This is a genomic window from Pseudomonas sp. B15(2017) (genome assembly GCF_002113215.1).
In the GTDB taxonomy this organism is placed as follows: domain Bacteria; phylum Pseudomonadota; class Gammaproteobacteria; order Pseudomonadales; family Pseudomonadaceae; genus Aquipseudomonas.
In genome coordinates, this window is the sequence record NZ_NEJZ01000014.1 from 165526 (window position 1) to 190036 (window position 24511).

General features: G+C 59.7%; 28 protein-coding genes and 2 pseudogenes. 14 read left to right on the forward strand and 16 right to left on the reverse strand.

Features of this window, described 5'->3' with window-relative positions; genetic code table 11:
- Positions 1-27: 27 nt before the first annotated feature.
- Together CAF73_RS20465 and CAF73_RS20470 are read right to left on the reverse strand one after the other, a co-directional pair.
- A complete protein-coding gene (locus CAF73_RS20465) occupies positions 28-225 on the reverse strand; it encodes a hypothetical protein (protein ID WP_085703635.1) in 198 nt (65 codons plus the stop codon).
- Positions 222-692 (reverse strand): hypothetical protein, encoded by a 471-nt coding sequence (locus tag CAF73_RS20470; protein WP_007950541.1) that lies wholly within the window; start codon positions 690-692, stop codon positions 222-224. The genes CAF73_RS20465 and CAF73_RS20470 overlap by 4 nt, the downstream gene beginning before the upstream one ends.
- Positions 693-1100: 408 nt before the next feature.
- On the opposite strand from CAF73_RS20470, the gene CAF73_RS30510 reads away from it, so the two are divergent.
- Together CAF73_RS30510 and CAF73_RS20480 are read left to right on the forward strand one after the other, a co-directional pair.
- Positions 1101-1364 (forward strand): hypothetical protein, encoded by a 264-nt coding sequence (locus tag CAF73_RS30510; RefSeq protein ID WP_139834857.1) that lies wholly within the window; start codon positions 1101-1103, stop codon positions 1362-1364.
- 39 nt (positions 1365-1403) lie between these two features.
- Complete coding sequence (locus CAF73_RS20480) at positions 1404-1640, forward strand: DUF2789 family protein (protein WP_085687730.1); 237 nt, start codon at positions 1404-1406, stop codon at positions 1638-1640.
- 6 nt (positions 1641-1646) lie between these two features.
- On the opposite strand, the gene CAF73_RS20485 is transcribed toward CAF73_RS20480, so the two are convergent.
- The 3 genes from CAF73_RS20485 to CAF73_RS20495 form a co-directional block, all read right to left on the reverse strand.
- The gene (locus CAF73_RS20485; RefSeq protein ID WP_085698234.1) at positions 1647-1850 is read right to left on the reverse strand and encodes a hypothetical protein; all 204 of its coding nucleotides are present in this window, start codon (positions 1848-1850) and stop codon (positions 1647-1649) included.
- Between the two features lie 113 nt (positions 1851-1963).
- Positions 1964-3568 (reverse strand): methyl-accepting chemotaxis protein, encoded by a 1605-nt coding sequence (locus CAF73_RS20490; RefSeq protein ID WP_085703636.1) that lies wholly within the window; start codon positions 3566-3568, stop codon positions 1964-1966.
- Between the two features lie 229 nt (positions 3569-3797).
- Positions 3798-4202 carry a TraR/DksA C4-type zinc finger protein gene (locus CAF73_RS20495; RefSeq protein WP_039767046.1) on the reverse strand — a complete coding sequence of 135 codons (405 nt, stop codon included), beginning with the start codon at positions 4200-4202 and terminating at the stop codon, positions 3798-3800.
- A 410-nt stretch (positions 4203-4612) separates the two neighbouring features.
- On the opposite strand from CAF73_RS20495, the gene CAF73_RS20500 reads away from it, so the two are divergent.
- From CAF73_RS20500 to CAF73_RS20515, 4 genes are all read left to right on the forward strand, one after another.
- Positions 4613-5218 (forward strand): glutathione S-transferase, encoded by a 606-nt coding sequence (locus tag CAF73_RS20500; protein ID WP_085703637.1) that lies wholly within the window; start codon positions 4613-4615, stop codon positions 5216-5218.
- Positions 5219-5220: 2 nt separating this feature from the next.
- Positions 5221-6327 carry a DNA alkylation repair protein gene (locus tag CAF73_RS20505; protein WP_085703638.1) on the forward strand — a complete coding sequence of 369 codons (1107 nt, stop codon included), beginning with the start codon at positions 5221-5223 and terminating at the stop codon, positions 6325-6327.
- Between the two features lie 228 nt (positions 6328-6555).
- Positions 6556-6936, forward strand: coding sequence for a DUF6632 domain-containing protein (locus CAF73_RS20510; RefSeq protein WP_085703639.1), 381 nt, complete (start codon positions 6556-6558; stop codon positions 6934-6936).
- 167 nt (positions 6937-7103) lie between these two features.
- On the forward strand, positions 7104-7460 hold the full coding sequence (locus CAF73_RS20515) for a hypothetical protein (protein ID WP_085703640.1): 357 nt from the start codon (positions 7104-7106) through the stop codon (positions 7458-7460).
- A 70-nt stretch (positions 7461-7530) separates the two neighbouring features.
- Here CAF73_RS20515 and CAF73_RS20520 read toward each other — a convergent pair whose 3' ends face one another.
- From CAF73_RS20520 to CAF73_RS20535, 4 genes and pseudogenes are all read right to left on the reverse strand, one after another.
- Entirely contained in the window at positions 7531-7860 is a 330-nt protein-coding gene (locus CAF73_RS20520; RefSeq protein ID WP_085703641.1) for an antibiotic biosynthesis monooxygenase, read from the reverse strand.
- Positions 7857-8394: pseudogene (locus tag CAF73_RS20525) on the reverse strand (zinc-binding dehydrogenase); the annotation flags it as partial. The gene CAF73_RS20520 and the pseudogene CAF73_RS20525, both read right to left, overlap by 4 nt.
- 24 nt (positions 8395-8418) lie before the next feature.
- A complete protein-coding gene (locus CAF73_RS20530; RefSeq protein ID WP_085703642.1) occupies positions 8419-9303 on the reverse strand; it encodes a universal stress protein in 885 nt (294 codons plus the stop codon).
- Positions 9300-10247, reverse strand: coding sequence for a universal stress protein (locus tag CAF73_RS20535; protein ID WP_085703643.1), 948 nt, complete (start codon positions 10245-10247; stop codon positions 9300-9302). The genes CAF73_RS20530 and CAF73_RS20535 overlap by 4 nt, the downstream gene beginning before the upstream one ends.
- Positions 10248-10450: 203 nt before the next feature.
- Between CAF73_RS20535 and CAF73_RS20540 the strand changes: the two genes are divergently transcribed.
- Positions 10451-11014, forward strand: a complete 564-nt coding sequence (locus CAF73_RS20540) for a GNAT family N-acetyltransferase (protein WP_085698225.1) — start codon at positions 10451-10453, stop codon at positions 11012-11014.
- A 49-nt stretch (positions 11015-11063) separates the two neighbouring features.
- Here the strand turns inward: CAF73_RS20540 and CAF73_RS20545 are convergent, their stop codons facing one another.
- The 5 genes from CAF73_RS20545 to CAF73_RS20565 form a co-directional block, all read right to left on the reverse strand.
- On the reverse strand, positions 11064-11981 hold the full coding sequence (locus CAF73_RS20545; protein WP_085703644.1) for a universal stress protein: 918 nt from the start codon (positions 11979-11981) through the stop codon (positions 11064-11066).
- A gap of 88 nt (positions 11982-12069) precedes the next feature.
- Positions 12070-13320: a DUF4010 domain-containing protein gene (locus CAF73_RS20550; protein WP_085687698.1), complete on the reverse strand. Its 1251-nt coding sequence runs from the start codon at positions 13318-13320 to the stop codon at positions 12070-12072.
- A complete protein-coding gene (locus tag CAF73_RS20555; RefSeq protein ID WP_085703645.1) occupies positions 13317-13529 on the reverse strand; it encodes a hypothetical protein in 213 nt (70 codons plus the stop codon). Before CAF73_RS20555 ends, CAF73_RS20550 begins: the two co-directional genes overlap by 4 nt.
- 237 nt (positions 13530-13766) lie before the next feature.
- The gene (locus tag CAF73_RS20560; RefSeq protein ID WP_085703646.1) at positions 13767-15155 is read right to left on the reverse strand and encodes an MBL fold metallo-hydrolase RNA specificity domain-containing protein; all 1389 of its coding nucleotides are present in this window, start codon (positions 15153-15155) and stop codon (positions 13767-13769) included.
- A gap of 98 nt (positions 15156-15253) precedes the next feature.
- Entirely contained in the window at positions 15254-16174 is a 921-nt protein-coding gene (locus tag CAF73_RS20565; protein ID WP_085703666.1) for a universal stress protein, read from the reverse strand.
- Positions 16175-16483: 309 nt separating this feature from the next.
- On the opposite strand from CAF73_RS20565, the pseudogene fnr reads away from it, so the two are divergent.
- Positions 16484-17228, forward strand: a pseudogene (fnr, locus tag CAF73_RS20570) (fumarate/nitrate reduction transcriptional regulator Fnr).
- 31 nt (positions 17229-17259) lie between these two features.
- On the opposite strand, the gene CAF73_RS20575 reads toward fnr, so the two are convergent.
- Entirely contained in the window at positions 17260-18333 is a 1074-nt protein-coding gene (locus CAF73_RS20575; RefSeq protein WP_085698221.1) for an NAD(P)-dependent alcohol dehydrogenase, read from the reverse strand.
- 219 nt (positions 18334-18552) lie between these two features.
- Here CAF73_RS20575 and CAF73_RS20580 point away from each other — a divergent pair, with 219 nt between their 5' ends.
- On the forward strand, positions 18553-19479 hold the full coding sequence (locus CAF73_RS20580) for a universal stress protein (RefSeq protein ID WP_085687688.1): 927 nt from the start codon (positions 18553-18555) through the stop codon (positions 19477-19479).
- A gap of 13 nt (positions 19480-19492) precedes the next feature.
- Here CAF73_RS20580 and CAF73_RS20585 read toward each other — a convergent pair whose 3' ends face one another.
- Positions 19493-20044: a cytochrome b gene (locus CAF73_RS20585; protein ID WP_085698220.1), complete on the reverse strand. Its 552-nt coding sequence runs from the start codon at positions 20042-20044 to the stop codon at positions 19493-19495.
- A gap of 206 nt (positions 20045-20250) precedes the next feature.
- Here CAF73_RS20585 and CAF73_RS20590 point away from each other — a divergent pair, with 206 nt between their 5' ends.
- Genes CAF73_RS20590 through CAF73_RS20610 form a run of 5 tightly spaced genes read left to right on the forward strand, consistent with a single transcriptional unit; the run spans position 20251 to position 24507 of the window.
- The gene (locus tag CAF73_RS20590) at positions 20251-20928 is read left to right on the forward strand and encodes a thermostable hemolysin (protein ID WP_085703647.1); all 678 of its coding nucleotides are present in this window, start codon (positions 20251-20253) and stop codon (positions 20926-20928) included.
- The gene (locus CAF73_RS20595) at positions 20918-22399 is read left to right on the forward strand and encodes an AMP-binding protein (RefSeq protein ID WP_085703648.1); all 1482 of its coding nucleotides are present in this window, start codon (positions 20918-20920) and stop codon (positions 22397-22399) included. The genes CAF73_RS20590 and CAF73_RS20595 overlap by 11 nt, the downstream gene beginning before the upstream one ends.
- Positions 22396-23070, forward strand: coding sequence for a TenA family transcriptional regulator (locus CAF73_RS20600; protein ID WP_085698217.1), 675 nt, complete (start codon positions 22396-22398; stop codon positions 23068-23070). Before CAF73_RS20595 ends, CAF73_RS20600 begins: the two co-directional genes overlap by 4 nt.
- Positions 23057-23866, forward strand: a complete 810-nt coding sequence (locus CAF73_RS20605; RefSeq protein ID WP_085703649.1) for an SDR family oxidoreductase — start codon at positions 23057-23059, stop codon at positions 23864-23866. Before CAF73_RS20600 ends, CAF73_RS20605 begins: the two co-directional genes overlap by 14 nt.
- A complete protein-coding gene (locus tag CAF73_RS20610; RefSeq protein ID WP_085698215.1) occupies positions 23863-24507 on the forward strand; it encodes a tetratricopeptide repeat protein in 645 nt (214 codons plus the stop codon). Before CAF73_RS20605 ends, CAF73_RS20610 begins: the two co-directional genes overlap by 4 nt.
- The last annotated feature ends 4 nt before the right edge of the window (positions 24508-24511 follow it).

The window sequence follows — 24511 nt, forward strand, 5'->3', positions numbered from 1 at the left end:
TTTTTCAGGGGCATGAAACGGATAAGGCTACTTTTCAGACATTTCCTGCAGGCTCTTCAGCTCGCGTCTGACCATGCTGGCGTATTCCGCAGGCTGCAAGGCGTAGATCTGCGAGGCAACCCAACCCAGCCAGGCACCCTTCAATTCGTCCTTCGCAGCGAACAATCGACGAGCTTCATCACGGGCGCTGTCGAGGTTCTGCAAATGGAAATCGGCGCGGCTCACTCGCTGGCCTTGAACGTCACCAGTTCGCCCTTGCGCCACTTGGCGGCTTTGGCGGTGACGGCTTTCAGGGTCTTCGTCAGGCCTTCCTGGAGTTGTTCATTGGCGGCAAACACGGTGACCGCGCTATGGCCCTCCTTGAACACGATGGCATGGCCGTCGGCTGTGGTGACGAACGCGTAATCGCCCAGACCGTAAACGGTCATTTTGATTTCGCGAAAGCGGATATCCATCTTGCCGCCTTCACGGCTCGGTAGTACCGACGCGCTGAAATGATCACCGACCTTGAGCTTGAGGCCAGGTTTGTCATCGACCACCAGTGCGCTTTCGGTATCGATCTCGGCAACATAAATGCCTTCGGCGTTCTGCTCGGTGATGTAAACAAAACGCGATTGAAACTGCTTGACCAGCTTTGCCCGCAAATCACCGAGCACGAACAAAGCATGCATATCGAGGTTACTGACTGCCAAAGAAACATCCCCACACTTGAAAAGAGTGCCGCACGCGAATAGCGCGCACGGCAGAAAAATTCGGCTTGGCCGAAGGTGTTGCGCGATGACTCGAATATACGCCTGAGCGAGCGAAGTGCTCATTCAACGCGAGTTGCACAAGACTACTGGAATGCCACTCGCGAAACCTGCAAAGACGTTCTCCAAATGTTGAAGGAAAACGCGTCAAGGCCGGCCAAAGAAAACTGACTACGAACTTTAGGGAAAAAACTCACCAAAAAAAGCACTTTTCCGACATATCGCACGCAAAAAATTGCTTTAGATAGCGCCATACCGTCAACAGGTGTTGGCGATTTTAGAGCAGCGATGCTGTTCGCGACTACCCGCAACACCCTGTAAATGCGGGTCAATCCATGAAAAGGACTTCATATGTGCACTATGACGCATTTTGCCGTGACTCACGAACCCGTCTTTGCCTTGAACACTCCAGTGTTCGAGACTGATCCTACAATTGAGCCTTCTGGTCGGGAGCCGTTGTTTCAGGTGGTCCCGGCGGGCAACAGCTTTTTCCATATCAGGGAAAAGTCGACGGGGCTTGTAAGAGGTTTCCGCGAGAATCATAACGCCGCCTGCGCCCTCGCCCGTTCTCTGGAATCGCGAATCGAACTCCTGACCAGCGAGCACCTCAGATAAAGAGAGTCATCAATCCCGCCATTCTTCAAGGAGTACACCATGGAACTGCCTGCCTACAACCTGACAACCCTGTTCGATCAATTGGGGCTGCCTTCGGAGGAAGCGGCGATTGACGACTTCATCGAAGCCCATCCGCTGGAAGCCGATACCAAGTTGATCGACGCCGACTTCTGGAGCCCGCAACAAGCGCAGTTGCTCAAGGAATGGCTGCGTGCCGATGGCGAAGAAGCGGTGATGGTCGACGAGCTGAATGTGCGCCTGCACCGGGGCAAATGATTTCGATCAGTGCAGGCTGTTCTCTGTTCTGGCGCCCAACTGCGCGAGCCAAGCCGCCCTGCACTCCTCGGCTTCATCGCGACTGGCAAAAGCGGTGCCGCGCTGCTCGCCATTGAGCAGCACCACCCAGCAGACACTTTGCCCCATCGCGCGCAGTCCGGCGGGTACACCGCTGCCGATCATCACCGCGACATCGACTCTGCATTGCATGCTGACCTCCCAACTTCATTAGCAACCTAACTATGCGGGCATGTTAATGAAGTGGATCAAGAGGAAACAGCAACGCCGCTGCACAGCTTAATTGCAGTTCCGGCAACAATGCCTCAGCGCGGTTTCTCCGGTTTGTAGCCCAGACGCAATCCACCCCAGTGGCGTCCCTTGACGATGATGGGCACCGACAGGTCGTGCATCAGCTCGCCGGTATCGCGGGTGTAGGTCTGCAACAGTACCGGTTGCTGATGACTGCCGCAGCGGATGCCCGTGCGGTCGGCGAATTTGCGTTTGGTGCGATTGTTGACGGTATCGACCTGCACGTCCCCGGTCAGTGGCTGGCTGAACACCTTATTATGGGTCGGCACATAACCCTGCTGCGTACAGGCGATAGCGAATACCAGGCCTTCATGACGCGGCAGCAACGGTTCCTGAATCGCCGGCAGCACCTGATCGGTGTAGCGGTCGAAACGGGTCTGGAACTTGGCCGGCTGGGTGCCTGGAATCGGCTGATACTGGCGGTCAAACAGTTCTTCAAGGCTGATGCACCCTTGCTCGACGTCAGCCTCGAAGCGCGCAGCAATCTGGCTGGCCCCTTCGCGGGCGAGGTCGTAGATGCGCTGGTGATAGTCATCCAGCCCGACTTCAGCCAGGCGTTCGCTGATGGTTTCTGCCTGGCCCTCCATCTGCACCGCGGCCTCGGCCAGGCGACGAGTCTGTTGGTCGCTGATCGCCAGATCGCTGCGCATCTGTTCGATGGCAGTGAACAGGCTGTCGAGCTGTTCACGATTGGTTTCTGCACCCCGGGCAATTTCGCTGACCTGGTTTTCTACACCGGCCGCCAGTCGTGCGATGTTTTCCAGGTGCTGACCGGTGTGTTCGACCTGCTCGACACCCGTGTGCAAATCGTCGGAGAGCTGACGTATCTGCTCCACCACCTGCGCCGTACGTTGCTGAATGTCGGCGACCATCTCGCCCACTTCGCCAGTGGCCGTCGCAGTACGCGCCGCCAGACCGCGCACTTCATCCGCCACCACTGCAAAGCCGCGACCGTGCTCGCCGGCCCGGGCCGCTTCGATCGCGGCGTTCAATGCAAGGAGGTTGGTCTGACTGGCGATGGATTGGATCACCAACGTCACGCGCTGAATATCGTCGCTGCGCTGGCTCAAGGCTTCGATCAGTTCGCGGCTGGCATTGGCGCGCTGGCTGAGCTGATGCATGCGCGAGATCGAATCCACCAGTTCGGTGCGCCCTGCTGCGCTGCTGTGATGGGCTTCGCTGGCAGCGCCCAATGCCTCGCGGCTGAGCTGCGAAGTGGCCTGTTCAGTGGCGATCATGACTTCAGCGTTATTGACGATCTGCGCGGCGGCGTCGAGTTGCGATTGCAGCTTGCCCGCCAGCTCCTTGACGGAAAAAGCCACGCCAGCAGCCGACAGCGCGTTATGACTGGTGGTGTACGAAAGGTCGCGAGTCAGCTCGGACATCGCGTTGCTGCTATCGACCGGTTGCGCATCAGAGACCGCCCGGGAACGCAGGCGTGGCAGCCAGACGATCAGTACCGCCAGCGGCATGCTGACGTACAAGGGCCATTCGCCCAGGCTCATCCCGGCCAGCAACAGCATCAGGGCGATGCTTTGCAGGGTCGGCGTCATCCAGCGATTCTTCGGCAAAACAACTGGTGCAGGCCGAGCCGCAACCAGAGATCCATCTCTCGTCATTTTGTTACCCCACGCTTGTTCTCATTGTTGTGGCTGCATTAAACGCCACTACAACGCCATTATCCATGGTCCGTTAGTCGTGGGTCTGTGGCAGGTCAATGGAATGGTGGGCAGGACTTTTCGGCAGACGAGAAAAAGCAAAGATCGCAGACTTTTGCAGTTCACTGAGAAACTGCAAAAGGCTGCGATCTTTTCGCGACGACCCACAGCGAAGGGGCCGCCTCAGGAATCAGGCCTGACGCTGGTGCTTGTCGATCTGCTCGTGACGCTCTTGAGCTTCGATGCAGTACTTGGTGGTAGGGCTGATCAGCAAGCGTTTCAGGCCGATCGGCTCGCCGCTGTCGTCGCACCAGCCAAAGCTGTCTTCCTTGATACGCTCAAGGGCCTGCTCGAGTTGCGGCAGCATGCGCTGGTCGCGATCAATCGCGTTCACCAGCCAGGTGCGCTCTTCTTCCACCGATGCGGCGTCCGCCGGGTCAGCCGGGGTGTCCAGGCTTTCGATGGCAATACGGTTCTGCTCAATGCGCTCATGGGTTTCGACTTTCATGTTCTGCAACAGCTCTTGAAAGAAAGCGTGTTGCTCGGCATTCATGTAGTCATCTGCCGGCATGGCCAGCAACTTGTCCTTTGTCATTGATATCTCTATAAAAAACGTGCATTAAGGCGAATTAGGGAGCGTTCCGGCGAACCGCCTGCGGTCATCGGAAAGGCATCGTTTATTGCAAACGCCACCCGGCACTCAATTTACGAAGGGGCGGCAGTCTAAGGCCCGTTTGAGGCCTCAGCAACTGTAAATACCGGGAATTTGTCCGACAAGGCTCGGAAACTGCTCTGACACAAGCTTCACAGCGCTCATCGGAGTGCGTTTATAGCAAGAAATTCAGTCGAGCGGCTGTATATAGAAGACAAACGTCGGACGAGCGGCGCTTTGTCGCAATTCGTTACGATCATTGACCGCGAAACCAGCCCCTTCTCAAAGACTGACAAATCCCCCCAACCTCAGCTACGTTATGCCCTCTCCGGTTCGACTTGAAGGAACGCGTCATGAAACTGATCGGCATGCTGGACTCCCCTTACGTGCGCCGCGTGGCGATCTCCGCCAAATGCCTGGGGATCGAACTGGAACACGACCCGGTCTCGGTGTTCCGTCACTTCGAGCGCTTCCAGCAGATCAACCCGGTGGTCAAGGCGCCGACCCTGGTACTTGATGACGGCGAAGTACTGATCGACTCAACCTTGATCCTCGACTATCTCGAAGCCCTGTCCGGCAAAACCCTGCTAACTGCAGACCTGACGCAACGGGTCAAAGCCCTGCGCCTGATCGGCCTCGGTCTCGCCGCCTGCGAAAAAGCCGTGCAGCTCTACTACGAACGCAACATGCGCCCGGCCGACATTCAATACCAGCCGTGGGTCGAACGCGTCGAAGGCCAACTCGCCGCCGCCTTCGCCGCCATTGAACACGAACTCGAAAAACACCCGTTGCCCACCGACGGCCCCCTCCAACAGAACGGCATTACCCTCGCCGTCGCCTGGAGCTTCACCGGCCTCGTCGTCCCCGACCAGATCGACGCGGAGCGCTTCCCGCGCATCGCCCAATACACCGCGTACGCCGAAAGCACCCAGGCGTTCATCAGCACCCCGATGACCTGACCATGAGCACCACCGAAACCGCCGCCCCGGCCCTGAAAGAAATCTTCAACGCCGAACGTCTGCAACACATCGCTACAGAAATGAGCGCCGTGTACCCGGCGTTCAAGGCCAAGGTATTTCTCAAGCATGCCAACGACGGCCTCGCCGACCTCTCTGTCATGCAGCGCATGGCCCGCGTCAGCGAAAGCCTGCACCACGTGCTGCCGCTGGATTACGCAGACTCCATCGCCGTCCTGCGCGAACTTGCCCCGCGACTGAACAGCGGCTTCGTCAGCATGTGCCTGCCGCACTATGTCGCGAGCTACGGCGCGCACGCGTTCGATACCTCGATGGAAGCCCTGAAGTACTTCACCACCTTCGGCTCCTCCGAATTCGCCATCCGCCATTTCCTGCGCAGCGACCTGGAACGTTCGCTGGAACTGATGCACGACTGGGCGCGAGATGAAAACCACCATGTCCGAAGACTGGCCAGCGAAGGCAGTCGTCCGCGCCTGCCTTGGTCGTTTCGGCTGGAACCGGTGCAGGCTGATCCCCTGTTGGCAGCCGGGATTCTTGACCGGTTGAAGGCCGATGAAAGTTTGTACGTGCGCAAGTCCGTGGCGAATCATTTGAATGACGTGACCAAAGAGCATCCGGATTGGGTGCTGGACACAGTTGAAGGATGGTCGCTGGATAACAAGCACACAGCCTGGATTGCCAAACATGCGTTGCGGAGTTTGATCAAACAGGGGGAATTGCGGGCGCTCGCGGTTATCGGTGCTGGGGCAAAGGCTGAGGTCGAGTTATTGGATGTGAAGGTGGAACCGGCGGTTGTGCGGCTTGGGGAGACGATTACTTTATCGTTTACCGTTCGATCGTTGGTGCCCGTTGAACAGCGGTTGGTGATTGATTATGCGATTGACTATGTGAAGGCCAATGGCGGGACGTCGGCCAAGGTTTTCAAGTTGAAAACCTTGGATTTGGCGGGGTTTGGAAGTGAGGTTGTGGCGCGGCGGCAGGTGATCAAGGATTTCACTACGAGGAAACACTATGCGGGGGAGCATGCAGTGCATGTGATGGTTAACGGGGAGCGGCTGGCAACTTCTGCCGTTGAAATAATCACTTCATAACGTCAATACCGGCCGGTTACCCAATCTGTGGTGTGGCTGGGGCGGCAACGGTGACCCAGAGGCCGACCTGGAAAACTCGACGGTGTGCGCGTTTTCAATCCGCAAGGCAAGGCGATAGGACACGTCAGCGGTAGACGACAGAAAAGGAAAACCTTATCCACCAGGCTCGTGAAGGCGTCATCACGCCACACGTGGTTGATTTAGAGCGGGCCCAAAGAGAATTTCTCCATGACCGTAATTGATCGCCTCAGGTTTTTGCGCGTTGTTCTGGTTCTGGCTGGCTTCGCGTGCCTTGCCCTCTATCCACTCATGGTGTTCTGGCCGTCTGGTTGGGCCTGGCACATCGGCCACTCAGACTACCCGCTGATGATCGTTGGCATCTACGCCACACTGGGCGTGTTCTTGATCCTGGCCGCACGTGATCCGTTAGCCAATCTGAGCCTGATCTGGTTAACCGTGTGGTCCAGCGTCGTGCACGGAGCAATCATGGCCGTCCAGGCGGCCACCCAGCCTGGGCAGATGGGGCACTTGGCAGGTGATGTGCCGGCGCTCTTCATCGTGGCGATTGCCTTGGCAATCTTGACGCCCCGCTCGCAACCTGTCTCTTAGTTCGAAATAGGTCATGGAGCCTGGAGCCGGTCTGGAGATGCTTCGAAACAACAGACACCATTAAGAAACAACAGGAGACCTTTCCATTTCCGCTCTACTCTCACCGGCCTTGGTGCCACTGAGTGCCGAATGATAATGTTCAGCCTCAAAACCAGGGACGACACTTCGTGCGCAAACAATGCCTTGCAGCAGCAATAACCTTCGCCATCAGTTTTTCCGCTCTTGCCTCTCCTGTGCCGCAGGAAGAGCTCGAAGAGTGCCAACGAATAGAAAACTCGGCCAAACAGGTCATGAAGAGCAGGCAGCAAGGCGTGCCCATGGCTTCGCTGTCGGAACTGGCCGAAGCGGCAGGCAAGCAAAGCGAGTATGTGGGTGAGCTGTTCAGGACGTTGATCCGCGAGGCGTACGCGATTCCTCAGTACTCAACCGAGAGCCAGCAGCAGAAATCGATCAGCGATTTCCAGAACAATTTCTACAAGGCTTGCATCGTGACGGCGGAAAAGAGAGCAGAGGCCAACGGCTGAATTCATCGAACAAAAAAAGGGAGCAGATTCAGGTAATGAATCTGCTGCCTTTTACTGAAGGACTCGTGATTCAGTTTCCGGGCCAAAGATCCCCATCACCTTCACGGGCATTAAAAGCCGCCCCCTCAATGTGATAAACCTGTGGCTCCTCCGAAAAATACCCCTCCAGCCCCAGCATAAAAATCCTGTGATCCTCCCCTGCCTCAAACTCTGTATGAGCCTCAAGCGATTCCCACCGCACAATCAAATTGAACCGCTCAGGCGTTTCAATCCCCTGCGCCAACATGTGCCCGCCGTACCCGTTCGCGCGGCGGAGTAAAGGTGCAACCTCGGTAAATGCACGTCTGAACGCTTCACGACGTTCTGCATGAACAGGCAGCAAGGCAATCTCATAAATCATGACGCATCCCCCACAGATCCCGAACGAAGCGCCGGCACGACCGTAATCGCAATCTTTCCTTGAAGACCGCTATTGGGACTTTCCAACCGCGCATGGGCCAGCGCAATCTCCGCAAGCGAATACACCGCGCCAACATGGGGCCGAAGTTGACCGCGCTCCACCAGGGCACTCAATTCATCGAGCTTGCCGCGGTTCTGGCGGGTGAAAACGAAGTGATAACTCGCGTTCTTGCCCCAGGCCTGGACCAGGTTTTGTGGTTTGGCGATGTCAACGATCGAGACCACGCGGCCTAGTTGTGCGAGGGCGTCAGGGCTGCGCGACAGGGAGTCGCCGCCGATGGTGTCGAACACCACGTCCACTCCGAGGCCATCGGTTTCTCGCAGGACGGCGTCGACGTAGTCTTCCTTTTCGTAGTCAATGATCACATCGGCGCCCATGCGGCGAACGAACTCGGCGTTTGCTTCGCGCGGTGGTGAACACTTTGGCGCCCATCGCTTTGGCGAGCTGGATGGCGACGTGTCCGACGCCTCCCGCCTGCCGACAGCTCGGCAAACCTCGTCAAACCGCCAGAACGCAGCAAGGCACCTGATAAAGGATGTGCTCGGTGGTACTGCCCAACCACTTGCTCAGACCCCGCTTGCGAACCCTGCCCATCACGATGACATCGACATGCTGCTCGTCGGCGAACTCGCTCAGCACGGTGACTGGCCGGCCTTCAATGAAGTGGCGCTGACTGGAGGCCACACCGAAATGCCCGGCCAGTCGAAGAAACGATTTTTGCAGGTCCTCGCGCAGTGACCGGGTCAGCTCGGCCAGCGGCAATCCGCCCATGTCCGCCAGGTACCCGGCGGAAATATCGCAGGCATAGAGCAAGTGCAACTCGGCGTCGCACTGAATGGCCAGGGCATTGGCCTGCCGGATGATCTGCTCGTTCAACGAGTTGTCGGCGGACTCGATATCCGACACCTCGACCGCCGCCAGCACTTTGCGAGGCAATACATAGCCGCTTCCGCCCACCAGATAGACAGGTACCGGACAATCGCGCAGTAATTGCCAGTCCAGCGGCGTGTAAAACGCGCGTCTGAGGGCCGACACCTGTTCGATTTCCTTGATCAGCAGATCGGGCTCATACGCTTTGACGTGATCAAGGATGCGCTGCTCCACATCAGCGGCCCATTTCACTTCGATGGTCACCTCGATCCGCCTGCCGCGCAGATTGACCGCCCGGGCCTCCAGCGTTTGCCGATGATCCTGAAGAAATGCCTCGCGCGCCTGTTGCCGGTTGCCTGTTTCCAGCAGCGACAAACCTTCGGGCGAAGGAATCAGCGCCAATATGTGCAAACGCGCGCCGCTGGCCCTGGCCAGCGCTGCTGCATGATTGATCGCGCCGGACTCGCGCAGGAGCGGATTGATGATCAGCAGCAACCGCTGATACTGGCTCATGGCAACCTCTCGTCAGCTGAGTGACTGTCTACGCCGGCTCTGACGCCCGGCCCCACTGCCAGAATGCTACCGGGTACCGAATACAATGCCCGTTCGGTAGTGCTGCCGATCAATCGATCGATACCGGTCCGGTGTACGGTGCCCATCACGACCACATCCGCCACGTATTGCTCGACAAACTCGCTGATGACCGGCACCGGCAGCCCCATCACAAAATGGCGTCGCTCGGGTGGAATCTCATAGCGTTCAGCCAGATTGATGAACGCCTGATGCAGGGACTGCCGCAGCTCCTCGACAAAATCCATTCCCCAGCCGGCACCGACCAACGGCGCATCGCCATTGAATGCCGGTGACAGGTCATAAGCGTAGAGCAGGTGCATGGGCGCGTCACATTGCGCGGCCAGCGCGTTGGCGGTCTGAATGATGGTGTCATTCAGACCGCTGATCTGGGTCTCTGGATCGAACGGATCCACGGCCGCGACGATGCGATGCGGCAGGCTGTAACGGACCTCGTTGACCAGATGCACGGGCACGGGGCACTCGCGCAGCAAATGGCAATCCAGCGGCGTGATGAAAACCCGTTTAAGCAGGGGTTCCATCGCCACGTCCCTGATCAACACATCAGGATTGAGGTCTGCGACAGCCCGCAAAATGTCCAGTTGCGGGTGCGTGGTGAACACCACCTCCACTGTCACCTCCAATCCCTGTCCTGAAAGTTGTTCAAGCTGATCGGCAACCCAGCGACGATGGTGACGCAGGTATCGCTGATAGCCGGCCTCGTCGATTTTGTCCTCCCACAGCCGGACAACCGGGGCCGGCTCAGTGAATACCCGAACATCCAGCGCCGCCCCGCTCGCCTTGGCCAGCGCCACTGCGCGCAGCATGGCGGGCGTCTGATGCAGGGTTCGGTCGGCGACCAGCAGCAAACGTTGATATTGCCCCATCACACACCTCCGCAAGACAACCACAGGCTTTGAGACTGAGCCTGACTGCCGGCGCGCAGTTGATTTACATCAACTCCGGACGATTCAACATCGCCGGTCTCTGACCCAGATCAGATTCCTGCCCTTCGAGCGGCGTAGAAAGAAAGCGACTGCGGGGCGCTGTGTCCCGTGCCCGTCTCCAAAACCGCAGGGAGGTTCTCCTCATGCTCACCGTCAAAGACCACAACGAACGAGCCGCCGTTGCCTATGCCTCGATCGCCGGCCAACACTGGATCGAAGCACTCAAGGACGGTCGTCATGTACTGATCCGGCCTCTTTCGGAAAAGGATCGGGAACGCGAATATGCGTTCATCAAACGCTTGTCTCCCGAGTCGCGACATATGCGCTTTCTGGCGCAGATCAATGAACCGTCGGGCACGATGCTGGACCAATTGATGGACACCGATAATCGCCTGCGCCTGGCTTATGTAGCGCTGGTGCACGACAACGGTCAATTGATCGAAATCGGCGTAAGCCGCTATGCCGCCACGGGTGAACACGAGTGCGAATGCGCCGTTACCGTTGCCGATGAATGGACGCATCTGGGGTTGGGGACATTATTGATGGAGCACTTGATCACGGCGGCGCGCAAGAATGGAATGCACCGAATGTACTCGGTCGATGCCGCCAGCAACGCCCAAATGCGGGACCTGGCCCGGACGTTGGGGTTTGAACGGAACAGCGATCCTGAAGATCCTCGCCAGGTCATTCACAGCCTGAATTTGTAGCCTCTGCGGCCGGCGATCGTCCAAACGGGCGATCGCCGGCGCTTCGGCGCTAAAGCCCCCTGCCCGGCTTGATCGCCAACACACTGCACGGTGCCCGGTGCAGGAGCTGTTCGGCGGTGGTGCCCAGCCGTTTGCTCATGCCTCTGTGCTGCACCGTACCCGCGACGATGACGTCGACATTCTGCTCTTCGACGAATCGGCAAATGGCCGGCACCGGCACACCTTCGATGAAATGGCGACAGTCCGTCGACACGCCGTGACGCTCGGCCATCGCGGCAAACGCCTCATGCTGTGCCGTCCCCAATGCCTCGTAGATGCCGGTGGCCAGCGGTAACGCGCCGAAACCGTAGTCTTGCGCATACGCGGCGGTCCAATCGTAAACGTGCAATAACTGCAGCCGGGCATTGCACACCTCGGCCAGCTTCGATGCCGCGTCGATGATCTGGTCGTTGAACAGCAGATCCTGATCTTCGCTGCGCAGCACGTCGATGATCGCCAGAACATGACGGGGGCGTGGGTTCAAGGCATTGGTCACCAAGTGTGCCGGAATCGGGCAGTCGCGCAGCAGTTGCCAGTCCAGCGGGGTGAAGAACACCCGTTTCAGGGCCGACTCTTCATGGGCATCCTTGATGATCATCACCAGCGGCATTTCATTGATGAATTGCACAATCTCCGCGTACGGGTCCTGAACCCACACCACTTCGCTCGTGACGACGACCCCGTGTCCACGCATCCGGGTCGCCTGTTCTTCGAGCCAATGGCGATGCTTCTCCAGGTAGGCGTCACGGACCACTGCGACCTGGTCGGGGGCAAACAGTCCGGCCACGGCCAGTGCCTGTAAATAATCGAACGCCACGATATGCAGCGGTCTTTGCAGCGCCTGGGCCAATGCCAAGGCACGATCGAATGCCGGCGTGTGGTCCATGGCGGATGGAGCGATCAGCAGCAGGCGGGGTTCCTGTGACATGGTGCACCTCGACATTGAGCGATGGCAGGGAATTAAACTCACGCTGGCCCTTTTACCGACAACCACTTTGATTTTTGTCAGTGTCCGGTCAAATCGTCGCTTGATTCACCAGCAGACCGGCCCACATGGCAGCGGTCAGCAGAATCTGGCCGGGTATGACATACGCGGCAAAACGTCGTCCGCCACTGATCCAGGCCACCAGGCATTTGCTCAATGCGTTGCTGCTGACCGCCAGCAGCACGGGTGGCGCAATGGCGCTGTAAGCCAACAGACCGCCCTTGGCGAGGGTGGCAATCGAAGCCGTGGAAGAATGCGCATCGGCGAATCCGCTGAGTACGGCGGTCAGCATCACGCCCGCCTCGCCAAAGTAGTCGAGCATCAACGAAGACAAGAACGTCACCCCGGCCATGGTCAACGTGACCGCCAGCGCGAGTTTGAGATTGAACGCCCCGCCGACCTTGATCGGCTGGTTCGCTGCGACCGCAGGTTTGGGGAACAGCAAACACATACTGAACAGCAGCGTAACGATGATTCCGGCCAGCAACGGTCCCCACAGGTGCGGCAACAGCGCGGTGTCGACCGCGCCGAGGATCAGCGCGACCTGCGCCGCCGTGGCCAGGTTCGACAGCAGGGCCGCCGAACTCAATACCTTCAGGTGCTCCGGGTCTTTGCGGGCGATGTGCCCCATCGCCGCGATCGTCATGGTGCTGGAGGCGAAACCGGAGGCGATGGCGCTGACCGCATAGCCGTAGCGCACCCCCAACGTGCGCACGGCGATATGCCCGATGGCGCCGACGGCCATCAGCAACACGGTCAATGTGCAAAGGGTGCGCAGGTTTAGCGCCGAGTAGGGGCCGATGAACCGGTCAGGCGTCAGCGGCAACACCACCAGCGCTGCGATCAGCAGCACCAGCCCGTCGCGCATCTCCGCTTCGCTCAACTGGCTGCGGGCGAAGTGATGGAGTTTCTGCCGGTAAGCCAACAGCCCCGCCATGACCACTCCAACGGCGATTGCCAATTCCGGCGCTGTACCACACAGCGCGCCCAGTACCAGCACCGTAAGCAAGGCCACTTCGCTGGTTACCCCTGGATCACTGCTCAGGCTGCGCCAATAAGCCACGCTGATCAGCACCGCCAGACAGCCGCCCACAATGCCCACCAGCAGCGCGCCGCCCACTTGCATCGCGACGTAACCCAGCAACGCCGTGATCGCAAATGTGCGCAACCCGGCGCAGGCACGGCTGTCGCCGCGCCCTTTGTGCCGCTCGCGCTCCAGACCGACCAGCATGCCGATCCCCAGCGCCGCGGCGGCTCCGGCCAGACCCAGTGCGTTGGTCATAGCGCGACGGGATCACGGGCGCCCGCGACCTCTGGTCGTGCAAACGGCGCTGTATCGACAATTGTTGGCCACACATGAGGCGCATCGATCCTTGCCTTGAGCTGATCGACAAAAGATTGCGCAGCGACCTTGCTGTCAAACCTGACCACGAACGCATCCATTCGCACGATCCATTGGTCGTCGCTTGGTCCACTGATTTCAATGTTCATCGATCACCTCCAATCGCCGAAGACAATCCGACATGCAGTCACCGTTACATCCCTCGAAGCAGTGTCGTGAGCTCGCCATGAGTGGCCGTCGCCGATGACCTTGAGCGCCTCGGCATCAGGCGAGCATCGCGGTCATCTGCCGGGGGTGGGCGCTGAACCAGACTGCGCCGGGCTACGCGACCGACCCTTGATAATGATCAACAATCCACGCCGCAAACGGTTGGGGGAATCCCTGCGTCAGCGCTGCCGATCCATATCGAAGTCAAATCGAGCCAGATCCACGCTGTCGCGATACTCCGGCACCGACACCGGCCATCCCAGTTCCAGGCTGATGCGGCGGCGCAGCGTGTCGGAAGCGTTTGGTTCACCGTGCACCACGAAGGTGTGTTTCGGCGGCCGCTTGAATCCACGCAACCACTGCATGATTTCATCGGCGTCGGCATGCGCCGACAGGGTTTGCATGGGCACCACCTCGGCGTTGATGGGTACGTCCCTGCCATGGATGCGTACGCTGGGAGCGCCCGCGACAATCTGCGCCCCACGGGTGCCACCGGCCTGAAAGCCCGGCATCAACAATGTGTTGAGCGCGTTGGGAGCCAGCGCCTTGAGATGATGGACAACCCGCCCTCCCGTCGCCATGCCGCTGGCAGCAATGATCACCGCCGGCGTGCGCATTTGATCAAGCTCTCTGGAGTCCTGGACCGTCTGGACAAACTGCGCGACATGGCACATCCCGTCGCAGTCCTGCGCAGACAATTTGTGCTCGCTGCGAAATCGCTGATACAGGCCCGTGACGTCAGTGGCCATGGGGCTGTTCAGGTAGACAGGAAGATCCGGAATCGCTTTTGTGCGTTTCAATTGATACAGGTGATACATCAGCAATTGGGCACGTCCGACTGCGAACGATGGCACCAGCGTGATGCCTCGGCGCAACGCAGTGCGGTTAATGACCTCGGCCAACTGTTGATGGGGTGATTCGGCTGGATGCTTTCGGTCGCCGTACGTTGACTCCACCAGCAGAAAGTCTGCTTGCTCGACCGTTTCCGGGGCGAACATCAAGGGATCATCCGGTCGACCAAGATCCCCTGAAAACACCAGGGATTGTCCGTCGGCAACTACCGTGACCGTCGCTGCGCCCAGAATATGCCCGGCGCAGCGCAGTTCGATGGTCATGCCGGGGACAATTTGAAGCTTGTGGTGCAACTCCACCGGCCGCAACAGTTTCAACGCGCGTGCCGCGTCTTGTTCGGTGTAAAGCGGCAGCGCCGGATTGTGCTTGGAGAAACCATGCCGATTGGCGAACTCAGCCTCCTCTTCCTGCAATCGACCGCTGTCCAGCAGCAGGATTTTTACCAGTTCACAGGTCGCTGGCGTGGCGTAGACCGGGCCGCGATAACCATTGCGTACCAATACCGGCAGATAGCCGCTGTGATCGAGATGGGCATGGGTCAGCACAATCGCGTCAAGACCGCCGGGAGGGAGCGGGAACGGGTCGCGGTTGTGCAATCGCAGTTGCTTGTAGCCCTGGAACAGGCCGCAATCGACCAGCACATGTTGCTCATGATGTTCCAGCAAATACTTGCTGCCCGTCACCGTGCCCGCAGCACCCAGAAATGTGATTCGCATGGCCGTTTCCTTGAACGCTCGGAGGAGCACTATTGAGCGCTCCTTTTGGCTCGGGAGCCGTTGATTTTTATCAACTGCTGACCTGACAACGCTCACTTTCAATCGGAGGGCTGCGGCGACTTGACGATCATCAGACTGCAGGCAGCCTGGTTCAACAGGCTCTCGACGGTACTGCCGATGAGCCGGTGTTTGCCGTCGGGATAGAGCATCCCCAGAACCACCATGTCAAAAGCGTGCTGCCGGGCAAACAGCCCGATGACCTTGCGCGGGATGCCGGTCAGCGAGTGTCTGCATGAACTCGGGATGCCATAGCGTTCGGCGAGTGCTTCGAAAGCTTCTTGCTGGGCGTCCTCGATTGCGTCTTTCAGACTGTCGTCCAGGCTGCCTGTCGGCACACTTGCGGTTCCCTCATCCATGACCGCCCAGCAACCGACATTGAGCAGGTGCAGCGCCGCGCCGCAATCGGCCGCCAGCCTGCAAGCAAGGTCAAGTAGCCGGTCGTTCAACCCCCGCGTCAGTGCTTCCAGATGCGACAGATCGACCGCCGCAAGGATCTTCATTGGCCTGGCATGCCCGGCGCGAGTCACCAGATGCAGATGTGCCGGACATTCGCGCAGCAAGCGCCAGTCCAGCGAGCGATGGAAAGCCCGGTCGAGAGCCGGGACGCAATGGGTATCCTTGACGACCAGGTCCGGATGAAAGTCGTTCACGTACTCAAGCACGTGCGCCAGGTTCGATCTGGCCCAGACCACTTCAGTGGTCACGTTCAGGCCGATGCATCGTTTGAAGCGGGCCTGCTGCTCCAGCCAGTGCCGATGCACTTGCAGATACCCTTCCCGCGCCCGGGCCATTGCCTCGGGCGCAAACAGTCCGGCCGCTGCCAGCACCGGGACATAATCGAACGCGACGATGTGCAACAGCGCTCCGCCTGCACAAGCCAGCGCACAGGCGCGCTCAAACGCCGGGGTCAGGGTCATTTCACCAGGGGCGATCAATAGAATGCGTTTGAGTTTGAGCACCACGTGCCTCTCCCTGAAACGTTTACCTTGAAGATTGCAAACCTGATTTCCTAAAGAGCGACAGGGGCGTGAGTTTCTCTGCGTGTGACCACAATCAGGAAACGCTGCCGTTCAAGTATCTGGCGGCACACGTCTGAATCACTGATTTTTATCAACTGAATGAGAGACGTCGCCACACTGATACATGGCTGGTTTCTGATGCACGTGAATGTCTGACAGCCCGGATCCATTCGTCGTTTGACGACGTTTTTTCCGTGCCAATGGCGACCCGAGAACTATGCTGAACAGGCTGAAAGTGAGGGCTTTTCGGTGGCAGAAACTCGCTCTTGTCGCAATCAACAACTCAAAACGGCGTGCTCCAGTTGCAGCGTGCTGGAGTTGTGTCTGCCGCTCGGTTTGAGCGGTGGGGAAATCGAGCGCCTGGACACGCTGATCACCCAGCGACTGAAGGTCAAGAAAGGCGCTGCGCTCTACCGTGCCGGTGATCCTTTACGCTCGCTCTATGCCGTGCGGCTGGGGGTCGTTCAAGACCAGCGTGCTGTCGATCGACGGTCGCGAGCAAGTCACCGGATTCCAGATTGCCGGTGAAATGCTCGGTCTGGACGCCATCAGTTCGGACCTGCACACCTGCGATGCGGTCGCGCTGGAAGACAGCGAAGTCTGCCCCATCCATTTCGGTCATCTGGAAAAACTGAGCCGGGAGCTGCCGTCACTGCAGCACAACCTGAACAAAATCCTCAGCCGGGAAATCGTTCGCGATCACGACATGCTGATGATGCTGGGCAACATGAATTCGGATGAACGCCTCGCGGCGTTCCTGTTGAACCTGTCGCAACGCTTGAACTCCCGGGGTTATTCGTCCCGCTGCTTTGTGTTGAAGATGCGTCGGGAGGAGATCGGCTCCTACCTGGGCCTGCGCCTGGAAACCGTCTGTCGCGGCATCGCCCACCTGCGCGACCTGGAGCTGGTGGAAATCACCGGCCGCGACGTCACCATTCAGAACATGGACGGGCTCAAGCAGTTGGTCGCCGGCTGCCATCGTCACCTGCCGTGAGTTGGCCGACGGGCTGGCCGCACCGTCACCTTCACGGTGTAATCGCCACTTTCATCACCCCGTCACGCTGGTGCGCAAACAAGTCATAGGCCGCTTCGATGTCATCCAGTTTGAATCGGTGAGTCACCAGCGGTGACAGGTCAACCCTGCCGCTCTGCACAACTGCCATCAAACGCCGCATACGTTCTTTTCCGCCGGGGCACAGGGTGGTAACGATGCTGTAATCGCCCAACCCTGCGGCAAAGGCGTCGAGCGGTATGTGCAGATTGCTCGAATACACGCCCAGGCTCGACAATCGACCGCCCGGACGCAGCACGCGCAACGCCGATTCAAAGGTGCCTTGCGTGCCCAGTGCCTCGATCGCGACATCGACGCCGCGCCCGTCGGTCAGGGCCATGATCTGCTCGACCACATCGCCCTCCCGGAAATTGACGACATGGGTTGCTCCCAGACGATGCGCCACCGTCATGCGCTCGGCCACGGCATCGACACCGATGATCGTGCTGGCGCCCTTGAGCCGGGCACCGGCCACCGCACACAGGCCGATGGGCCCCAGGGCAAACACCGCGACGGTGTCGCCGATGCTCACCTCACCCCGTTCGGCACCTGAGAAACCGGTGGACATGATGTCCGGACACATGAGTACCTGCTCATCACTGAGGCCATCGGGAATCGGGCAAAGATTGGCCAAGGCATCGGGCACCAGTACGTACTCGGCTTGGCAGCCATCGATGGTATTGCCGAATTTCCACCCGCCGATGGCCCGGAAACCATGGCGAGTGTCCGGCCCGTCCTGAGAACCACAACCACACAGGCACGCATAACTTTGACCGCTGGGGGTGATGGCGCCGGCAATCACGCGCTGCCCTTCTGCGAATCCGCGCACCTGCGAACCCAGACGCTCAATGATGCCCACTGGCTCGTGACCGACCGTCAGCCCTTTCGCCACCGGGTACTCGCCCCGCAGGATATGTACATCCGTACCGCAAATGGTCGTGGTGGTTATTCGGACCAGAGCGTCCAGCGGGCCGACCTCGGGGATCGGTTTTTCATCCAGCACGATGCGATTGTTCTCGACAAAAATGGCGGCTTTCATGGTGGCCATGAGCATTCTCCTGAGCGATCCGACTCTTGGCCCAGCCTGCGCCGCTCTCCCTGAGCGGCACTTGATAATGATCAACAATCGACGACATCCACGACGATTGACCATCCGTCTGTCGTGTTCTGCCGGCCACCCATTGTTTGACAAAGATCAAACGCCCAACTCAGGCACGGCGCAGCCTGTGAGCATCGGTTCAAAGCGTCCTGCCAAAGGAGAGTCGTCATGTCAGAGCAATCGCGTTACATGCTGGTCGCCCCACCCCTGATGGAAAACAACCCGGCTTTCGAGCGTGCGGCGGCACTGGCCAAAGCGGCGGGCGCGGCCCTGCACATCGTGGCTTTCGATTACCTCGAAGGTCTGGCGACCGCCAGCATGGTCAACGAGCAAGCACTGGAGCAGATGCGGATCGGCTATATCGAGCGTCATCGTCAGTGGCTCGAAGAGCGGGCGCACTCGATGCGCAAGCTCGGGGTCACCGTCACCACGGAAGTGGTATGGGTGGAACGGCCGTTACAGGAAATCCTCATTCATCTCCGGGAACAGCCCATGGCGGCGCTGATCAAGGCGCTGGAGCCAGAATCGTTCCTTTCACGTTTGATGTTCACCCCGCTGGATATTCACTTGCTGCGCGAATGCCCGGTGCCGCTGCATTTCGTCAGCCATGTCGGGCATGCCCTGCCGCGCAAGATCCTGGCCGCCGTAGATCCGTTCCACCGTGACGGGCAATACGCCGGTTTCAACGACCGGATCCTGCGCGAGGCTGCCAGACTGGCCAGCCTGTGCAATGCCGAACTCGACGTGCTGTATGCCCATGATCTGTCTTCGATCAGCGCCAATGAATTCGGCTTCGACAATGCCTCGGCATTCTTCTCCTCCAGCGCCGCCAAATCGCTGTTCGATGCCCAGGCCGCTGCGTTTCGCGAACTCGCCGAGCGCAACGGCATTCCAGACGAGCGTCAGCACATGGTCATGGGTAACCCGGCCAAGGTGCTCTGCAGTTACGCAAGCGGATATGACATCGACATGATCGTCATGGGACGTGTCGGCCATCACGGCGTAGATCGGCTGGTCGGCAGTACGGTCGAACACCTGCTGTACAAGATTCCGTGCAGCGTTTGGGTCGTAGCGCCCGAACATCTGGCCGACTGAGCAGGCTTGCGCCTCAGGAGCGAGTGCGTCCTCCCAGCATGCGGTCAAGGGTGTCGTCACCCACCCAGTAGTGGTGGAACAGTCCGGCGGCCGCATGCAGACCGATCAACCAGTAACCGGCATTGCCGATCAGCTCATGCCAGTGCTTGAGTTGCTTGGCCAGGTCGGTATCCACCGCCAGCGGCGACGGCAGATGAAAGCCGAAATACGGGAAAGGTTTGTCACCGGTTGCCAGCATCAGCCAGGCCAACACCGGCGTGGCGATCATCAGCCCGTACAGGGCCAGGTGCATCAAGTGCGCGATTGCGGTCTGCCAGGCGGGAGGTTTCGGGGTGATTGGCGGACGCGGCGTCAGGCGCCCGAGCAGACGTACCCACACCAGAACAAAGATGCTCGCGCCGAACACCCCGTGCAGGCCCATTAACAGGCCCCGCGCTTCGCTGCCTCGGGGCATGAACCCCTTGATTTCAACGCAGGCATATACGCCGACGAACAGCGCCAGCATCAGCCAGTGCAAGGTGATCGACAGTTTTCCATAACGGTTTGCGGGCATGTCGCGGGTCATAGGTGCCTCGTGATTGTTGTGAGCGACGGCCGATTCGTTCGGCCGTCTCGATCGGTTTTTGCCGGGCGAGCCGACGGCGTCACCCTGCCCTGACAGTCTTAAGACAATCTGAAGATCGGTCGTTCGTTAACTTTTTTCACCTTCAGACTTCGTTAAGAAATGGCCCGGATACTCCACTCAAACCTATTGAGGGAGGCGTTCAGCCCATGCCCGATTCTGACTGGAACATTCCCTTGCCCCTGCGTTTTGGCCACAGCGAAACACCGCAGATGCAACTGTCTAGCGCCCAGCCGGGCGACGCTCACCGGACGGCGTTCGAAGCGTTCATTCAACAACGCTTTCGCAAGGCCCACGGCGCCGATATCCGCCATTTCATGCCTGAACTGTTTGGTGTGCACAACGACTCCGGCGACTTGTGCGCGGTGGCCGGGGTACGTCGTGCGCACCTTGAACCGTTGTTTCTTGAACGCTACCTGGACGAGCCGATCGAGCCGTTGATCAGCGCAGCCGCCGACCGTCCGGTGGAGCGCAGCGGGATTGTCGAAGTCGGCAACCTTGCCGCCAGCGACACTGGCAGCGCACGCCTGAGCATTATTGCCATCACTTACGTGCTGGCCATGGGCGGCCTGGAATGGGTGACCTTCACCGGCAATATCGGACTGGTCAACAGCTTCCATCGCCTGGGGCTGAAACCGGTGACCCTGTGCGCCGCCGACCCGGAACGCCTGGGCGATGACCGTCACCACTGGGGCAGTTACTACGAAAGCAAACCCTGGGTGCATGTCGGCAATATCCGCGCCGGCTTCATCCATCTGCGCAATATCGGCCTGTTCAGCCGGCTGGGATTGCCGACGTCTATCGAAGGAGCCTGCCATGTCGCTTGAACGGCAACGATTCCAGGAAACCCTGCGCAGCCATGCAGGGCGCAATGACAACGCTCTGGCATTGTGGGGCGACACGCTGAAAATCAGCTACACGACGCTCTACGCCGAAGTGATGTACCGCCAGCAACGCTTGCGCGATGAAAACGTGAAGGTTATTGCCCTGGCACTGGACAACGGCGTCGAAGCCATACTCTGGGATCTGGCGGCGTTGTTTGAAGGACTGGCCTGCGTGACCCTGCCGCCGTTCTTCAGTCCGGCACAACGCGCCCATTGCCTGGAACAAAGCCAGGCCGAGCGGGTGATCGCCGAACCGGAGCTGGAACCTGAATTGCTCGCCGCCGGTTATGAAAAACGCGGTGAATTCTGGTGCCGCGCCTTTGAAGGGCCCGACCGCTTGCCCGCCGGCACCGCCAAACTGACGTTCACCTCCGGCACCACCGGCACACCGAAAGGCGTGTGCCTGAGCGCCGACAGTCTGCTGCGGGTCGCTCGGGAACTGGAAGAGGCAAGCAAAGCGACAGCTCCCCAACATCACGTGGCGTTGCTGCCACTGGCGATCCTGCTGGAAAACCTCGGCTGTTACGCGGCGCTGTACGCCGGTGCGGCCCTGAGCGTGCCGAGCCAGAAAACCCTGGGCATCCAGGGCGCCAGCGGCGTCGACCTGCCGCGCTTGCTTGGATGTTTGGCCAGCCGGGCACCCGAGAGCCTGATTCTGGTGCCGCAATTGCTGTTGTTGCTGGTCAGCGCCGCCGAACAGAAAGCCTTCGATCCGCAATCGCTGCGTTTTGCCGCCGTCGGTGGCGCACGGGTTTCCGAAGACCTGCTCCACCGTGCGCAACGAGTCGGCCTGCCGGTCTACGAAGGTTATGGCCTGTCCGAGTGCGCTTCGGTGGTCTGTCTCAACCGGCCCGGTGCGCGGCGTCCGGGCAGTGTCGGGCAGCCTCTGCCCCACGTCGACGTGCGCCTGGCCGAGGACGGAGAGGTGTTGATCAAAGGCTCGACCCTGCTCGGCTACCTTGGCGAACCGGCGTTCAGTGATGAGTGGTGGCCCAGCGGCGATCTGGGCAAGTTCGACCCGGAAGGTTTCCTCTACCTCAAGGGCCGCAAGAAGCATCAGTTCGTCACCAGCTTCGGACGCAACGTCAACCCGGAATGGGTCGAGTCCGAACTGACCCAGCGCCAGCACATTGCCCAGGCCTTTGTGTATGGCGAGGCCATGCCACACAACCATGCCCTGCTCTGGCCGCACCGTCCGGACTGCACCGATGCACAGTTGGCGGCTGCCGTCGCCGCTGCCAACGAGGCCTTGCCTGATTACGCCCAGGTGCATCACTGGACACGTCTGCAACAACCTTTTACCGCCGCCAACGGCCTGCTCACCGCCAACGGTCGTCCGCGCCGCGATGCCATCGTCGCGCAATACCGCACCGTGCTCACCGAATCCGTCCTTTGCGAGGAAAACGCACCATGAGTTTTTTCGACACCCTGCAAGAAGCCACACAGCAGGAACGCCACGAGCTGTTCAACCTGCCGATCATCCTTGATGCGCTGCAAGGCAAGGTCAGCCTTGAAAGCTATCGCGCGTTTCTCGCCCAGGCCTACTACCACGTTCGTCACACCGTACCGTTGATGATGGCCTGCGGCGCGCGCCTGCCGACGCATCTGGAATGGTTGCGCAAAGCCGTTTGCGAATACATCGAGGATGAATACGGCCATGAGCAATGGGTGCTCAACGACATCGAGGCCTGTGGCGGTGACCGGAACGCGGTGCGTGACGGCCAGCCGTCGCTGCCGATCGAGCTGATGGTCAGTTTTCTCTACGACCTGATCGCCCGAGGCAACCCGGTGGGTCTGTTCGGCATGGTCAATGTGCTTGAGGGCACCAGCATCGCCCTGGCCACCCATGCGGCGGGCAGCATCCGCGAGCGTCTGGCGCTGCCGGAAACAGCGTTCAGTTACCTCAGCTCCCATGGCTCGCTCGACATCGAGCACATGCAAACCTATCGGCACCTGATGAATCAGCTGCAAGACCCGGCCGACCAGGCGGCGGTGATCCATGCCTCGAAAGTCGTCTATCGGCTCTACACCGACATGTTCCGTGGCCTGCCCCGCGACGCGGAGGCTCAACATGCAGCTGCATGAAGCCCGCGTGGTGCTCACCGGTGCCAGTGGCGGCATCGGGCTGGCCATCACCCAAGCCCTGTGCAGCGCCGGAGCCAAGGTTCTGGCCGTGGCGCGTCACCAGGAATCATTGCGCCCGTTGCTCGAACGTTACCCGCAAAACCTGCGCTGGGTTGCCGCCGACCTGACGGTTCTCAGCGACCGCCGCAACGTGCTGGCCGCCGCCGAGGACATCGGCGGTATCAACCTGCTGATCAACGCGGCCGGGATCAACCACTTCGCCATGCTGGAACAGCTCGACGACAGCGACATCAACGCCATGCTGGCGGTGAACATCAGTGCGCCGATCTGCCTGACCAAACTGCTGCTGCCGCTGCTCAAACAGGCCGACAGTGCCATGGTGGTCAACGTCGGCTCGACCTACGGTTCGATCGGTTATCCCGGTTACGCCAGCTATTGCGCGTCCAAGTTTGCCTTGCGCGGATTTTCCGAAGCCTTGCGCCGGGAGTTGGCGGATACCCGGGTCGGTGTGTTGTACGTGGCGCCCCGCGCCACGCGCACCGCCATGAACAGCCCCGCCGCCCAAGCCTTGAACGACGCACTGAAATCCAGCGTCGACGACCCGCAAGCCGTCGCGAATGCCGTGATCCATGCGATCGCCGGTGATCGCCGTGACCTCTATCTGGGCTGGCCCGAGCGCTTTTTCGTACGCCTCAACAGCCTGCTGCCCAATCTGGTGGATCGCGGCTTGCGCAAGCAATTGCCGTTGATCCGTCGCCTGAGTGAAAAACCCGAGAACGAGACGCCAAAACCATGAAAAAACTTCTCGCCTGTGTGTTGTTGGGCGCCCTCAGTCAAAGTGTCTGGGCACTGGACGCCGCCGATCAGCAACGCCTCAACGGCATCCAGCAGAGCTGGGCGCACATCCAATACGAAACACCGGAAAAACAACGGGCCGCCGCGTTTGAACAATTGGCCGTCCAGGCAACGCATTTCGCCACCGAACGTCCGGCCGTCGCCGAGGCCTGGATCTGGAAAGGCATCGTCACCAGCAGTTGGGCCGGTGCCGAGGGCGGACTGGGGGCTTTGGGTAAAGCGAAGGACGCCAAGGCTGATCTGGAAAAATCCCTGACCCTCGACCCCAAAGCGCTGCAAGGTTCGGCCTACACCAGCCTCGCCGCGCTGTACGACCGGGTGCCGGGCTGGCCAATCGGGTTCGGCGACAGCGACAAGGCCGAACAGCTGCTCAAACAGGCCCTGCAACTCAACCCCGAGGGGATCGACAGTCTGTACTTCTGGGGCGATCACCTTTACCGTCAAAAACGCTACGCTGAAGCCAAGGCAGCACTGCTCAAGGCCCAGCAGGCCGCTCCGCGCCCGGGCCGGGAAAGTGCAGACGCCGGGCGCCGCAAAGAGATCGCCGCGTTGCTGGTGGACATAAACAAGAAACTCGACTGACAGG

What these genes read in the sequence shown, in the direction of transcription:
- CAF73_RS30510 (WP_139834857.1), top strand. Translation starts at nt 1,101, where the DNA reads ATGTGCACTATGACGCATTTTGCCGTGACTCACGAACCCGTCTTTGCC.
- CAF73_RS20480 (WP_085687730.1), top strand. Translation starts at nt 1,404, where the DNA reads ATGGAACTGCCTGCCTACAACCTGACAACCCTGTTCGATCAATTGGGG.
- CAF73_RS20485 (WP_085698234.1), bottom strand. Translation starts at nt 1,850, where the DNA reads ATGCAATGCAGAGTCGATGTCGCGGTGATGATCGGCAGCGGTGTACCC.
- CAF73_RS20490 (WP_085703636.1), bottom strand. Translation starts at nt 3,568, where the DNA reads ATGACGAGAGATGGATCTCTGGTTGCGGCTCGGCCTGCACCAGTTGTT.
- CAF73_RS20495 (WP_039767046.1), bottom strand. Translation starts at nt 4,202, where the DNA reads ATGACAAAGGACAAGTTGCTGGCCATGCCGGCAGATGACTACATGAAT.
- CAF73_RS20500 (WP_085703637.1), top strand. Translation starts at nt 4,613, where the DNA reads ATGAAACTGATCGGCATGCTGGACTCCCCTTACGTGCGCCGCGTGGCG.
- CAF73_RS20505 (WP_085703638.1), top strand. Translation starts at nt 5,221, where the DNA reads ATGAGCACCACCGAAACCGCCGCCCCGGCCCTGAAAGAAATCTTCAAC.
- CAF73_RS20510 (WP_085703639.1), top strand. Translation starts at nt 6,556, where the DNA reads ATGACCGTAATTGATCGCCTCAGGTTTTTGCGCGTTGTTCTGGTTCTG.
- CAF73_RS20520 (WP_085703641.1), bottom strand. Translation starts at nt 7,860, where the DNA reads ATGATTTATGAGATTGCCTTGCTGCCTGTTCATGCAGAACGTCGTGAA.
- CAF73_RS20530 (WP_085703642.1), bottom strand. Translation starts at nt 9,303, where the DNA reads ATGAGCCAGTATCAGCGGTTGCTGCTGATCATCAATCCGCTCCTGCGC.
- CAF73_RS20535 (WP_085703643.1), bottom strand. Translation starts at nt 10,247, where the DNA reads ATGGGGCAATATCAACGTTTGCTGCTGGTCGCCGACCGAACCCTGCAT.
- CAF73_RS20540 (WP_085698225.1), top strand. Translation starts at nt 10,451, where the DNA reads ATGCTCACCGTCAAAGACCACAACGAACGAGCCGCCGTTGCCTATGCC.
- CAF73_RS20545 (WP_085703644.1), bottom strand. Translation starts at nt 11,981, where the DNA reads ATGTCACAGGAACCCCGCCTGCTGCTGATCGCTCCATCCGCCATGGAC.
- CAF73_RS20550 (WP_085687698.1), bottom strand. Translation starts at nt 13,320, where the DNA reads ATGACCAACGCACTGGGTCTGGCCGGAGCCGCCGCGGCGCTGGGGATC.
- CAF73_RS20555 (WP_085703645.1), bottom strand. Translation starts at nt 13,529, where the DNA reads ATGAACATTGAAATCAGTGGACCAAGCGACGACCAATGGATCGTGCGA.
- CAF73_RS20560 (WP_085703646.1), bottom strand. Translation starts at nt 15,155, where the DNA reads ATGCGAATCACATTTCTGGGTGCTGCGGGCACGGTGACGGGCAGCAAG.
- CAF73_RS20575 (WP_085698221.1), bottom strand. Translation starts at nt 18,333, where the DNA reads ATGGCCACCATGAAAGCCGCCATTTTTGTCGAGAACAATCGCATCGTG.
- CAF73_RS20580 (WP_085687688.1), top strand. Translation starts at nt 18,553, where the DNA reads ATGTCAGAGCAATCGCGTTACATGCTGGTCGCCCCACCCCTGATGGAA.
- CAF73_RS20585 (WP_085698220.1), bottom strand. Translation starts at nt 20,044, where the DNA reads ATGACCCGCGACATGCCCGCAAACCGTTATGGAAAACTGTCGATCACC.
- CAF73_RS20590 (WP_085703647.1), top strand. Translation starts at nt 20,251, where the DNA reads ATGCCCGATTCTGACTGGAACATTCCCTTGCCCCTGCGTTTTGGCCAC.
- CAF73_RS20595 (WP_085703648.1), top strand. Translation starts at nt 20,918, where the DNA reads ATGTCGCTTGAACGGCAACGATTCCAGGAAACCCTGCGCAGCCATGCA.
- CAF73_RS20600 (WP_085698217.1), top strand. Translation starts at nt 22,396, where the DNA reads ATGAGTTTTTTCGACACCCTGCAAGAAGCCACACAGCAGGAACGCCAC.
- CAF73_RS20605 (WP_085703649.1), top strand. Translation starts at nt 23,057, where the DNA reads ATGCAGCTGCATGAAGCCCGCGTGGTGCTCACCGGTGCCAGTGGCGGC.
- CAF73_RS20610 (WP_085698215.1), top strand. Translation starts at nt 23,863, where the DNA reads ATGAAAAAACTTCTCGCCTGTGTGTTGTTGGGCGCCCTCAGTCAAAGT.